Genomic DNA, 13693 nt, shown 5'->3' on the forward strand with positions numbered 1-13693 from the left:
CGCCGATTTTGCATTTTGGGTGATTCAAGTGGAGGCGGTCGTTTGCTTCCGCAAACGATACCCCACCCTGTCGCGATGAAGCCGCGCCGAGGATGGGGCACCCGGGTTACTGGTCTTCTGCAGGGCGGGGTTGGGTGACGAGGACTGGCGGTTCGCGGTGGTGGGTGAACTGCTCGTAGGCGAAGGCGTAACCGAGGAGGTCGCCGTCGTGCCAGGGGCGGGTTGAGAACTCAATGCCGGTGGGGAGGCCGCTGGCGTAGAAGCCTGAAGGGACGACTATTGCTGGGACGCCGATCTTGTTGACCCAGCCGGTGTTGCTGTGGGGGCCGCTGGAGGGGCGGCCGTCGGGCTGGGGGATGGTCTCGTCGTTGGGTGGCATCTGCAGGGCTGGGTAGACGTAGCCGTCGAGGTGATAGCGGTCAAGGCCTTCGTTGTAGGCGGCCAGCATGGCTTGCTGCGGGGCGAAGAAGGTGGCGTTGGCTTCGGGGTCGGACTCGAGATCGCGCTGGGTGACGGCGGGCTGTCGAGGTGAGTTGGAGCCGATGATGTTGCCGGGGATGGAGGAGCCGGTGGTTTTTTCGAAGTCGGCTATGGAGTGGTATTGGGTGGGGCCGTAGTCGCGGAGGAAGTGGTCCATGCCCTCGCGGAGATAGGGGCGGGTGGTGACGGGCATCCTGGCGAAGGACTCGGGCAGGAGGTCATCCGCGATGACGATGGTGGCACCGGCTGCGCGGAGCTCGTCTAGGGCCTTGAGGAAGAGGGCGCGGGTCTCGGGGCGGAGGGTGCTGTCACGCGACTGGCCCATGGTGGAGGTGGTTGGTGTAGAACTCTGCGCAACGATGAAGGCGGGGACACCGAGGCGCTTGCCTTTGAGGGCGTCGGGCTTGAGGTAGGCCGTGTAGGGGGCGGGTTGGGCTTTGGTGCCCGAGGCTTTGGTGCGGAAGTCTTGTGGGTCTTCTCCGGCCATGACGCCGAGAGCTATGGCTGCGTCGGTGACGTCGCGTGCGATGGGACCGGTGTTGTCTCGGAGCCAGTCCAAAGGCGCGATGCCGGCGATGCTGACGAGGCCTCGCGTGGGTAGGATGCCGACCACTGCGCTGGTGCCGGAGGGCATGCGGATGGAGTTGGCGGTGTCCGTGCCGGTGCCGAGGAGCGCGAAGTTTGCTGTGACTGCGGTGACCGTGCCGCCGGATGAACCGCCAGGGGAGAAGCGTGCGTCGTAGGCGTTGCCGGTGCGGCCGAAGGCGGAACTCTTGTTGGTGTCAGACGCGGCGAAGTCCGGCATGTTGGTTTGAGCGAGGAGGATGGCTCCGGCCGCGCGGAGTCTGGTGACGACGGTGGCATCCTTGGGTGCGACGAGTTCCTTGCCGGGGATCTGGAAGTCCTTCCAGCCGTCGTAGGTGATGAGGCCCTTGATGCTGGTGTTGGACTTGATGACCATGGGGATGCCCCAGAGAGGGCCGGGGTGGAAGCTCTTGCCTGCCTGTGCTGCCGCCTTATCTTCCGAGGCCGCCGTGGCTAGGGCGGCGGCGGTGTCTACGTGGATGAGGGCTTTGTAGCGGGTGTCGTATTGGGTGATGCGATCGAGATACCACTGGGTGACCTGGACGACGGTGTAGCGGTGAGTGGCATAGAGGGATTGGAGCGAGGGGATGGTGGCTTCGAGAAGATCGCGGTCCAACTGGGCCTTGGTGGCTGGAGGCGTTGCGAGGAGCAGAGGCGTGGTGCAGAGGAAGAGCGCAGCGGCGCTGAGGGAACGGATGGAAGTGAGGCGGATCATGAAGGCTCCTGAGGTCTGCGCGAAGTTCCTTGATTCTGTCATAGGTATGCCCTTGCGTTGATGCATGACGCGATGAGCTTGTGTGAACGGGCGATCAGAGCTTCGTGAAAAGAGTTGAGAAAGTTCTTGCGTTCGGAAGCGTCACTGCCTATAACTGGGTCTATAACGAAAAATCAGTTTTCACGGAACCGCAAGGGTCCGCTGAATCCCTGCGCGTCTACGCGGAGAGGGCCTCTCCGCGCAAGCTTCACTTCTCTATCGCGTTCCAAACGCCTGTGAACCCTTAGGAGTCTTTATGCTTTCGCACTTCAAGCGCAATGCCATCGTGGCATCCATTGCAGTCTTTTCCGCGGGCGCGCCTATGCTGGCGCAGACGTTCCACGGCACCGTTTCTGGTACGGTGAGCGACTCCAGCGGCGCCGTCATCACCGGGGCGAACGTACAACTGGTTAACCCTGCAACCGGGGTCATTTTGAACGCTACGTCGAGCAAAGCGGGCGAGTTCAACTTCCAGGAGCTGCCGGTTGGCACCTATACCCTCAGCATCTCCATGAGCGGATTTCAAAGCCGGAAGATCGAAGCGATCGACGTGGCTGTGACGAAGATCGAGAACTTTCCGGTTGTACTCTCGCCTGGTTCTGCCTCGACCGAGATTGAGGTGACTGCGAGCGGCGTGCAGGTGGATACACAATCCAGTGCGCTGGTTGCGGTTATCGATTCAAAGGCGGTGGAAGATATGCCGTTGAACGGACGTGACTTTACCCGTCTGACGCACTTTGCGCCGGGTGTTGCGGCGATCTCGAACTCCGTAAATGGATCTCGCACAGCGAGCATCAACTTCCAGTTGGACGGCGCGGATAACGTCGATCCGTGGCTTGGGATTGTGGCTTCCAATCAGGGCGGTATCGCTTCAGTTCCGGGTGGATTGATTCCGATTGAGGCGATCGATCAGTTCTCGATGCAGTCGGGCGGTGAGGCGGACCAGGGGCGCAACGCGGGCGCGAACTCGAACATGGTGATCAAGTCAGGCACGAATCACATCCATGGCGACGTGTTCTATTTCGACCGCAATGAGTTCTTTGCGGCGCTTTCGCCGGTGGCAGGAGCCGGGACGCGTAAGACACTTATCCGTAATCACCAAGGCGGCTTCACACTGGGCGGACCGATCTGGAAGGATCACACGTTCCTGTTTACGGCGGGCGAGATTCAGATTGCGAAGGCGAACGTTGCGCTTTCCGACACGGTTGTGTCAGATGCATGGATCACGGCTGCCACGGCCAATATTGCAGCGTTCAACAAGGCGGGCGCCATCGATCCAATCACGAAACAGCCCTATGCAGTGAGCGCCCTCAGCACGAACCTCTACAATCTGCTGTACCCCGCAAATTCAAAGGGATCGGCGGCGACGACGAACAATTATTTTGCGAGCGGCACCTCGAATTACAACAGCTATAACGGGATCGTCAAGCTGGACCATCACTTCAGCGATAAGCAAAGCCTTTCGCTCCGTTACTTAGGGACGACCGGAACGCAAACTGCGCCGACTGCGTCTGACTACGCACAATACTTCCAAACTGCGCCGATGCACATTCACAACTTCGGCATCATCCATAGCTACATCTTTAGTCCCCGGTTGCTGAACACGGTAACCTTTGCGACCAACTACTTCCTGCAGACGTTCAATGACGCCGATCAAAACTTTCATCCTCAGGCGAACGCAGGGCTGAATCTTGGGATCACCAATGCCATCATCGCAGCAGGTGCACCGAGCATTCTGATCACGGGCTTCGATCAGACCGGTGCTACCCAGCCCTCCGGGCGTACCGATGTGACTGGACACGTTACCGATAACTTTCACTGGACGCTGGGCAAGCATGAGCTCAAGTTCGGCGGCGAGTATCGTCACTCCAACGTGAACCAGCTTTACTTCTCAAGCGCGCGTGGAACGTTTACGTTCGACGGCTCGCGTGGTCCCTGGTCAAGCTCAGCCGGTACACAGCTTGCGGATCTTTCCGACTTCCTGATCGGCGCTCCGACCGCCTCCTCAGGCGCCCGCCTGCTCCAGGGGAACGCTCAACGTGTCTGGACCTACAACACCGAGGACTTCTGGGTGCAGGATGACTTCCAGGCGACGAAGAAGTTGAGCCTGAATTACGGTATCCGCTACACGGTCCCGGGTGTGATCCAGGCGGCAGCGAACGATATCTATCAGTTCGTCCCTGGTACGACGCCTGGTTTCCAGAAGGGCTACTACCCGGAGTACTACAGTGGCGTCGCCCCTCGCATAGGCTTCTCCTATGCCCCCTTTGCGGATGAGCGGACCGTTATCCGCGGATCGTATGGAATCTTCTATGACTTCCCGGCGATGAGCAGCTGGATTACGGGTACCACAACCAACGGCGGTGCAGCCTATGCACAGAACAACCCTGCCGGCCCGGATGCCGCCGTCATCTTCAACCAAAGCGGTTTCGAGTGGGCGCAGAACGTAAATCCCTTTGTGGGCGCGGCTGCTCCTCAGGTGGGTGCGTTTGGAGTGAATCAGAACTTCAAGATGCCGCGAGCCACGGTTGTCAGCTTCAATGTGGAGCAACAACTCTCGAAGTCAACTCTCTTCTCGGTTGGATATGTCGGTTCGTTTGGCTCTCACCTGGAGAATCTGTACAACATCAACCAGCCGGTTGCGAACGGAACGAAGGTCGCCAATACGAACCGTCCTTATGATGCAACGACCGTGTACCCCAATGAAAATCCCACCTTTCAGGGACAGAAGCTGCTGGCGATCAATCAGCTGAATTTTGAAGCTGCCTCCAACTTCCACTCTCTGCAGACGACTGTGAAACAGGCTTTGTGGAAGGGTATTACCGCCACCTTGAATTACACCTGGTCAAAGTCTATGGATGATGCGTCCAGCAGCACGACCCCAATGAACAGCTACAACCTGCACCAGGACTACGGGCAGAGCACCTTCGACAATCGCAATGTCGTCAACGGATTCGTCATCTACAGCATTCCTCAGTTCGGTCACTTCATGCCGAAGCTGACGAAGGGTTACCAGGTCAACGCCTTGTATACCTATTCCAGCGGAAACCCAATCAGCCCGCAGTACAGCACGAACGTCGACGGAACGGGTGAACTCAAGGACCGGCCCAACTACACAGGGGTGAGCCCTTTCACTGGCGTGCAACTCGCTACGAGCACAAGCTCACAGCGCACTTACCGCTATCTGCAGAACCTGGTCTCAAACCCGTCGTTCACATGCCCTGGAGCGGTCTCCACCTCAACTACCAACCCCGCCGTCTGCCCCACAACCGTTACGGGTGTCTACGGGAATGAAAAGCGGGACAACTTTACTGGTCCGAACTTCCGTACTGTCGATTTCTCGTTGATCAAGCACACGCCTGTCACTGAGAAGGTCATGTCTGAGTTCCGCGTTGAGATCTTCAACATCTTCAACTTCAATAACTTTGCCCCACCCACGGTCACTGCAACAAGCAGCTCGTTTGGAATCATCAGCAATACCCGTAACGGTGCTGCATCACCGGGTATCGGCTTTGGCGAGCCATTCAATATTCAGTTTGCTTTGAAGCTGACCTTCTAACCTTTGCAAGCAGGTCATCCCTATGTGCGTCCTGAAAAATGATTCGTAGATCTTGTTGCAATGCTTCTACTGGCGGCCACTCTCGGCCGCCAGTTTTATTTAGACGATGGCGAAAAGGGCAGAGTTTACAGAGACGCGTCAGTTAAGACGAACAATAACGTTTGTAGCACTTTACCCGGCCAAGAGCGTAATCGCTGGCCGGGTTTCTTGTGTGTGCCACGAAACTTTTTCGGGTGATTGACCATCCATCTATCCGAGGTAACAACTTTGGGCTCCGTTCGATTGCGTCGATGGCTTTGTGTCTCTGGTTGGAGGAGGACGTCCGATCAATGAGTGAAGAACAGCAAAGAGGAAGCAGCGGAGCGGAGTTGGGGGCGTCGTTTGAGGCGCATAACTCAGAGTCCTATGGTGGCGATGTCGGCCGAAGCTTCACAGAGAAGAACGGCGAAGAAGAACGGCACAAGCGCGAACACAAAAGCCATGCGTGGATCTGGATCACGGCGATCATTGTGATTGTGGTGGCTATCCTGCTGGTGGAACGTGGGAAGAGCGATAAGACTTCGACCAAAGCTGGGGCGGGTGGCGCGGCGGCCGGCAAGAGCGGTGGCGGGCGCGGACAGCAGGGGCCGGCGGCTATTACGGTGGGGCAATCGAAGACCGGCAACATCAATGTTTATGTGGATGCTCTTGGAACAGTGACGCCAACCAACACCGTCACGATCTACAGCCAGATCACTGGGAAGGTGATGGCGGTTTACTACCGCGAAGGACAGATTGTGAGGAAGGGTCAACCGTTGATCGATATCGATCCACGGCCTTATGAAGCGACACTCACACAGGCCGAGGGAACGCTTCAGCACGATCAAGGTGTGCTGGCTGAGGCGCGGATCGACCTGGAGCGGTATCAGATTGCTTTTTCAAAGAACGCGATTGCGCGGCAACAGCTCGAGGATCAGCAGCAGGTTGTGCTGCAGGATGAAGGGACCGTCAAGACGGATGAGGGCACGGTTGCTTACGACAAGGTGCAACTGTCGTACTGCCATATCGTTTCTCCGATCAATGGGCGGGTGGGATTGCGGCTTGTCGATCCGGGTAATACCGTGTTCTCCGGTACGGGATCGACGCTGGTTGTGGTGACGCAACTGCAGCCGATTACGGTTGTGTTCAATGTGTCCGAGGATGATCTTCCTGCGATTCAGGCGCAGTTGAAGGGTGGCCGGACGCTTGAGGTCGATGCATACGATCGGGCAAATGATAAGCAGATAGAAGCGGGCAAGCTGAACTCGTTGGATAACCAGATCGATACGACGACTGGAACGGTAAAGTTCAGGGCTGGCTTCAATAACACCGGACTGACGCTGTTTCCGAATCAGTTTGTGAATGCGCGGCTGCTGGAGAAGACGTTGAAGGGGACAGTCCTGGTGCCTTCAGCGGCGGTGCAGCATAACGGCACACAGGCCTTTGTGTATGTGGTGAAGCCCAACAAGACGGTTGGCGTGCAGAACGTCACCGCGTTGACGAGCGATGAGAAAGATACGGCTGTGCAAGGGCTTGGGGCCGGTACGGATGTGGCTACGAGCGGGTTCGACCGGCTGGAGAATGGAGTGCCGGTCCTCATCAACCAAAAGGCTCCAGGACAGGCAGCGGCACAGGGGCACGGCAGCAATGGCTCGGCTGGCGGAAGCACAACGCCATGAGTCCTTCACGGCCATTTATTCTGCGCCCGGTTGCGACTGCTTTGTTGATGGTCGCCATCTTTCTTGCGGGTGCGGTGAGCTACTTCCAGCTTCCGGTGTCTGCACTGCCGGAGGTCGATTATCCGACGATCCAGGTGCTGACGTTTTATCCGGGAGCCAGTCCGGATGTGGTGGCGTCCGGAGTTACGGCACCGCTGGAACGGCAGTTCGGCGAGGTGGCTGGGCTGAGCCAGATGACCTCAACGAGCGCGGGCGGTGTGTCCGTGATCGTGATGCAGTTTCAGCTGAGCCTGGACATCGATGTGGCCGAGCAGGAGGTGCAGGCTGCCATCAATGCGGCGCAGAGCTATCTGCCGGCGAACCTGCCTACGCCACCAATCTATAGCAAGTCGAATCCGGCGGATGCTCCGGTGCTGACGCTTGCGCTGACCTCTAACGAGATGCCTTTGAGCCAGGTGGAGGATTTGGCGGATACGCGACTGGCACCGAAGATCTCACAGATCTCCGGCGTTGGTTTGGTAAGTATTTCAGGCGGACAGAAGCCTGCGGTGCGTATCCAGGCGAATCCTACGGCGCTGGCGGCCTATGGCGTGAATCTCGAGGATCTTAGAAACTCCCTGACCGGGAACAGCTTAAACTCGGCGAAGGGTAACTTCGACGGGCCGACGCAGGACTACACGATCAATGCCAACGACCAGTTGCTTTCAAGCGGCGACTATAAGTCCGTTGTCGTGGCTTATCGTAATGGTGCTCCGGTGATGTTGGGCGAGGTGGCTAAGGTTGTAGATGGCGTTGAGAACTCCACGCTGGCAGCCTGGATGAACCAGACGCCCGCGGTGATTCTGAATATTCAACGGCAGCCCGGGGCGAATACGATCCAAGTGGTGGACAGCATCACGAAGCTGCTGCCGCAGTTGGAGACGACTCTGCCGAAGGCTGTACATGTGCAGATCGTGACGGACCGAACGACGGCGATCCGGGCTTCCGTGAAGGACGTTGAGTTCGAGTTGATGCTGACCATTGGGCTTGTGGTCATGGTCATCTTCCTTTTCCTGCGGAATGTGGCGGCGACGATTATTCCTAGTGTGGCTGTACCGATCTCGCTGATTGGAACGCTGGGAGTGATGTATCTGGCGGGCTATAGCCTCAACAACCTGACGATGATGGCGTTGACCATCTCAACGGGCTTTGTGGTAGATGACGCGATCGTCATGATCGAGAACATCTCGCGCTATATCGAAGAGGGTGAAGAGCCGATGGCGGCGGCGCTGAAGGGCGCGGAGCAGATTGGGTTTACGATTCTTTCTTTGACGATTTCGTTGATCGCTGTGTTGATTCCGCTGTTGTTCATGGGTGATATCGCGGGACGGCTGTTCCGGCAGTTTGCGGTTACGCTGGCGGTGACGATTGTGATCTCGGCGTTTGTGTCTCTGACGCTGACGCCGATGATGTCGGCTCGTCTGCTGAAGTACACGCCGCCAGAGGAACAGGGCTGGTTCTACGATAAGTCCGAAGAGGTGTTCGAGAGCATCATCCGGTTCTATGGGCGGACTCTGCGGTTCGTTCTACGGTTTCAGACGATCACCCTGCTGGTTGCTGTGGCGACGCTGATCCTGACGGTGGTGCTGTACATGACGGTGCCGAAGGGCTTCTTCCCGACGCAGGATACAGGGATCATTCAGGGGATCACGCAGGCCTCTCCGACCATTTCCTTTGAGGAGATGAGCAAGAAGCAGGAGGATGTGGCGAAGGTGCTGCTGGCCGATCCTGCGGTGGAGAGTATCTCTTCATTCATCGGCGCGGATGGAACGAACACGACGCTGAATAGTGGGCGTATTCAGATCAACCTCAAGCCTTTGGAGGATCGGGGGATCTCTGCGCCGGACGTGATCGACCGGCTGGGGCCGAAGCTCGAAAAGGTCGAAGGTATCAAGCTTTATATGCAGCCCGTGCAGGATCTTACCGTCGATGACCGGGTGAGCCGCACGGAGTATCAATACACGCTGGAGGATCCGAACCAGGCTGAGTTGAATACTGTAACGCATGACTTTGTGGCTCGGCTGAAGAAGCTGCCAGAGCTTGCAGACGTTGTTACGGACCAGCAGCTTGGCGGGGCTGCTGCTTCACTAGTGATCGACCGGGCTACAGCTTCACGGTTTGGGATTACGCCGACGACGATCGACAACACGTTGTACGACGCGTTTGGGCAGCGGCAGATCAACACCATGTACACGCAGTTGAATCAGTATCATGTCATCCTGGAAACAGCGCCTGAATTCCAGAAAAACCCGAACAAGCTGAACGATATTTATATCCAGGGCTCGACGAGCGGGACGGTCGCGGCGGTAGCTTCGAGTTCAGGTGGAACGTCTTCTGGCGCAGGGGCGGGAGCTACGGCACAGACCGGAAACGCACTGCTTACGGCTTCTTCTACGACCGGAGTGGGGTCTTCCGCATCTTCAAGCTCGGCACTCTCTTCAAGTTCTTCAAGCAGCGGAAGCTCTTCGCTGACGACGGTGAATGGCTCGTCCGCACTATCGAGTGCTGCCAATAGTCAGACGAGCACGACAGCGTTGGGGAGTGTCAGCTCTGCAGCAAACACATCGTCCAGCACCAATACTGCGACGAACGGAACGACGCGGTCAGGCTCAGGGACGTCGACTGCTTCGGGTAGTTCCGGAGGATCGTCTTCGAGTTCGAGTGGAACGATTTCCAATCCAGTGCCGCTGAGTGCGTTCACACACTTCACGAATTCCAGTGAAGCGCTCTCCATCAATCACCAAGGGCAGTTCCCTGCTGTGACGATCTCCTTCAATCTGGCAGCGGGCTACTCCCTGGGGCAGGCGCTGGATGCAATCAATAAAACGATCAAAGAGGCGAATCTGCCGGCGAGCGTGGTGAAGGACTACCAAGGCACGGCTTCGGCGTTTGAGGGCTCGCTGTCGAATGAAGGGTTGCTGATCCTGGCTGCGCTGGTGACGGTTTATATCGTGCTGGGTGTGCTGTACGAGAGCTTTGTACATCCGATCACGATTCTTTCCACGCTGCCTTCGGCTGGTGTGGGTGCTCTGCTGGCGTTGCGGTTCTTTCATCTCGATCTGGATATTGTGGCGATCATCGGGATTATTCTGCTGATCGGCATTGTGAAGAAGAACGGCATCATGATGGTGGACTTTGCTCTGGAAGCAGAGCGCAATGAAGGCAAGAACGCTACCGAGGCCATCTATCAGGCTTCCCTGCTGCGTTTCCGGCCGATCATGATGACGACGATGGCGGCGCTATTGAGTGGCCTTCCGCTGGCGTTTGGGTCCGGCATTGGATCTGAGTTGAGAAAGCCGCTGGGTGTTGCGATGGTCGGCGGACTTTTGTTCAGCCAAGTGCTGACGCTATACACGACGCCGGTGATTTATATCTTCTTCGATAATCTTGGTGCGCGGTTCTCCAAGCGTCCGAGCAACAAGACCGCAGCGCAGGGTAAGAATGTGCATGAAGCGCAGGCGGAGCACGCATGAATCCTTCGCGGCTTTTTATCGACCGGCCTATCGCTACGACTCTGCTAACGATTGCCGTTGCGATCGCAGGGTTCATTGCCTTTGCCGTATTGCCGGTGGCTCCTCTGCCGCAGGTGGACTTTCCGACCATTACGGTTGCAGCTTCACTGCCTGGTGCGAGTCCGGACATTATGGCTTCCTCCGTGGCTACTCCGCTGGAGCGCCAGTTCGGGCACATTGCAGGTGTGACGGAGATGACGTCCTCCAGCACGCTGGGGACGACGAGCGTTACGCTGCAGTTCGATCTGAGCCGGAATATCGATGGGGCGGCGCGCGATGTGGAGGCGGGGATCAATGCGGCGCGGACGTATCTGCCTGCTAACCTGCCAGCGAATCCGACTTACCGGAAAGTGAATCCGGCTGACTCACCGATCCTTGTACTGGGATTGCAATCGGATAATTATGACGTGCCAACGCTCTATGACGAGGCGTCGACCGTGATTGAGCAGAGGATCTCGCAGATCACGGGTGTTGGGCAGGTGACGGTTGTAGGTGCATCCCTGCCGGCTGTACGGGTGGAGTTGAACCCCACGCAACTTGCGAGCTATGGGATCAGCCTTCCGGCGGTGCAGCAGGTGATCGCGGGGCAGAACTCAAATGTGGCGAAGGGTCAGATCTCGAACGGAAGTACGACCACCGATATTCTGGCGAACGATCAGATCTCGAAGGCTGTGGCTTATCGTCCGCTGGTGGTTGGTTATCACAATGGCGGCGCGGTGCGGTTGCAGGATGTCGCGGATGTGGTGGACTCGCAACAGACGGTGCGGCAGGCTGGATTTCTGGACGGCAAGCCGTCTGTGAATATGCTGATCTTCCGGCAACCCGGCGCTAATATCATCACGACCGTGGATGCGGTGAAGGCTGCGCTGCCTTCGCTACAGGCCTCCATCCCCAAGGGCGAGCACCTGATCACCATTCTGGACCGGACGCTGACGATTCGTTCTTCCGTGAACGACATTGAGCTGACGTTGGTCATCTCTGTGATCCTCGTCATCCTGGTGGTGTTTGTTTTTCTGCGGAATGTGCGGGCTACGCTGATTCCTGCGGTGGCCGTGCCTGTTTCGCTGATCGGCACATGCGCGGTGATGTATGTGTGTGGGTTCTCGCTGGATAACCTCTCCCTTATGGCACTGGCGATTGCGAGCGGATTTGTGGTGGATGACGCCATCGTCGTAATGGAGAATATCTCGCGGCATTTGGAGGAAGGCTATACGCCCGTGCAGGCTGCGTTGAAGGGTGCGGCGGAGATTGGGTTTACTGTGTTCTCCATCTCCGTGTCCCTGATTGCAGTATTCATTCCGCTGCTGCTGATGGGTGGGATCATTGGCCGGCTGTTCCGGGAGTTCGCGATTACTCTTTCCGCGGCGATTCTGGTGTCCATGGTGGTAAGCCTTACGACTACTCCGATGATGTGCTCGCGCGTGTTGATTCCGGAGAGCGAGATCGAACATGGGCGGTTGTACAAGTGGAGCGAGCGGGGGTTCGATTTGATTCTGTCGGGTTATAGACGGACGTTGAACTGGACGCTGGACCATCCTGCGTTGATCCTGCTGATCTTTCTGGGGACGCTTGCTTTGAATGTGTTCCTGGTGATCAAGGTTCCCAAAGGATTCTTTCCGCAGCAGGATACCGGTGCCGTGCAGGGAGGGATGCAAGGGCCACAGGACACTTCTTTCTACGGGATGCGAGATGCGGTGCAGCACTCCGTCATGACCATCAAGAACGATCCTGGTGTGCAGCATGTGATGGGCTTTACGGGTGGTCAGGGAGCGACGAACAGCGGGTTCGCGTTCATCGCACTTAAGCCGCTGAATGAGCGTAAGGCGAGTGCGGCGACCATCATCAATCGGCTAAGACCGAAGCTTGCGAAGATTGCCGGAGCGGCTACCTTCCTTCAGCCTGTTCAGGATATTCGGATCGGCGGACGGCAGGCGAACGCACAGTATCAGTACACGCTGGAGGCTGAGACCACAGCGGAGCTGACGCAATATGGGCCGGCGCTGCTGTCCAAGATGAAGGCCACGCCGGGCTTTACGGATGTGAGTACGGATCAGCAGAACAAAGGACTGCAGGCACTCCTAACGTATGACCGCCCTACAGCCGCCCGGCTTGGCGTTACGCCGCAGCTCTTGGATAACACGTTGTACGACGCGTTTGGGCAGGCTGAGGTCTCTACGATCTATACGGAGTTGAACCAGTACTACGTGGTGATGGAGGTCGCGCCGAAGTACTGGGCTTCACCGCAGGGTCTGAAGGATGTGTTCGTTATACCGAACTCGGGTGGAGACGCGGTGCCTCTGGATTCTGTGCTGAAGTATGCGCCTTCCACCTCGCCGCTGGCTGTAAACCATACGGGACTGTTTCCTTCTGTTACCGTTTCCTTCAATCTTGCGCCCAACGTCTCGCTGGGTGAGGCCACGCAGAAGATTACAGAACTGCAGCAGCAGCTTGGGTTCCCGCAGTCTGTGCATGGGCAATATTCAGGAACGCTGGAGGCGTTTCAACAGTCGCTGGGCAGCGAGCCGTATCTCATACTGACGGCGATCCTTGCGGTCTACATCGTACTTGGCATTCTGTATGAGAGCTTGATCCATCCGTTAACGATTCTTTCGACGCTGCCTTCAGCTAGCCTGGGAGCTATGCTGGCGCTTGTGCTGACCAATACGGAGCTGGATGTGATGTCGATTATTGGCATCATCCTGCTGATCGGCATCGTGAAGAAGAATGCGATTATGATGATCGACTTTGCGTTGAACGCTGAGCGCAACGAAGGTATGAATACGCGGGATTCGATCTTTCAGGCCTCGCTTCTGAGATTCCGCCCGATCCTGATGACGACGATGGCGGCGTTGTTCGGCGCGGTTCCGCTGGCGGTGGGCACCGGGATTGGGTCAGAGCTGCGGCGGCCTTTGGGAATCTCAATCATCGGCGGGTTGATTGTGAGCCAGGTGCTTACGCTTTATACGACGCCAGTTATCTATTTATTCATGGACAACCTGCGGCTGAAGCTTGCAGGCGATAAGAGCGCGCGGTTGCTCACGGCGAGTGTAGCGGCTCGATGAGAGGT

Annotated in this window: 5 protein-coding genes; 4 read left to right on the forward strand and 1 reads right to left on the reverse strand. The window is 57.4% G+C overall.

Translation table 11 applies throughout. From position 1 onward, the window contains the following. Nucleotides 1-106 precede the first annotated feature (106 nt). Complete coding sequence (locus ACIX9_RS19800) at nucleotides 107-1780, reverse strand: amidase (protein WP_013572869.1); 1674 nt, start codon at nucleotides 1778-1780, stop codon at nucleotides 107-109. Nucleotides 1781-2075: 295 nt separating this feature from the next. Here ACIX9_RS19800 and ACIX9_RS19805 point away from each other — a divergent pair, with 295 nt between their 5' ends. The 4 genes from ACIX9_RS19805 (at nucleotide 2076) to ACIX9_RS19820 (ending at nucleotide 13688) form a co-directional block, all read left to right on the forward strand. Continuing rightward, nucleotides 2076-5378 carry a TonB-dependent receptor gene (locus tag ACIX9_RS19805; RefSeq protein ID WP_013572870.1) on the forward strand — a complete coding sequence of 1101 codons (3303 nt, stop codon included), beginning with the start codon at nucleotides 2076-2078 and terminating at the stop codon, nucleotides 5376-5378. Nucleotides 5379-5707: 329 nt separating this feature from the next. Beyond that, complete coding sequence (locus ACIX9_RS19810; protein WP_157478162.1) at nucleotides 5708-7075, forward strand: efflux RND transporter periplasmic adaptor subunit; 1368 nt, start codon at nucleotides 5708-5710, stop codon at nucleotides 7073-7075. After that, complete coding sequence (locus ACIX9_RS19815) at nucleotides 7072-10587, forward strand: efflux RND transporter permease subunit (RefSeq protein ID WP_013572872.1); 3516 nt, start codon at nucleotides 7072-7074, stop codon at nucleotides 10585-10587. The genes ACIX9_RS19810 and ACIX9_RS19815 overlap by 4 nt, the downstream gene beginning before the upstream one ends. Further along, nucleotides 10584-13688, forward strand: coding sequence for an efflux RND transporter permease subunit (locus ACIX9_RS19820; protein WP_013572873.1), 3105 nt, complete (start codon nucleotides 10584-10586; stop codon nucleotides 13686-13688). The genes ACIX9_RS19815 and ACIX9_RS19820 overlap by 4 nt, the downstream gene beginning before the upstream one ends. The last annotated feature ends 5 nt before the right edge of the window (nucleotides 13689-13693 follow it).

Origin of the sequence: Granulicella tundricola MP5ACTX9, from assembly GCF_000178975.2 — a bacterium.
Classification (GTDB): Bacteria; Acidobacteriota; Terriglobia; order Terriglobales; family Acidobacteriaceae; genus Edaphobacter; species Edaphobacter tundricola.

Coding starts and splice junctions, on each gene's coding strand:
- ACIX9_RS19800 (WP_013572869.1), bottom strand. CDS start 1,780: ATGATCCGCCTCACTTCCATCCGTTCCCTCAGCGCCGCTGCGCTCTTC.
- ACIX9_RS19805 (WP_013572870.1), top strand. CDS start 2,076: ATGCTTTCGCACTTCAAGCGCAATGCCATCGTGGCATCCATTGCAGTC.
- ACIX9_RS19810 (WP_157478162.1), top strand. CDS start 5,708: ATGAGTGAAGAACAGCAAAGAGGAAGCAGCGGAGCGGAGTTGGGGGCG.
- ACIX9_RS19815 (WP_013572872.1), top strand. CDS start 7,072: ATGAGTCCTTCACGGCCATTTATTCTGCGCCCGGTTGCGACTGCTTTG.
- ACIX9_RS19820 (WP_013572873.1), top strand. CDS start 10,584: ATGAATCCTTCGCGGCTTTTTATCGACCGGCCTATCGCTACGACTCTG.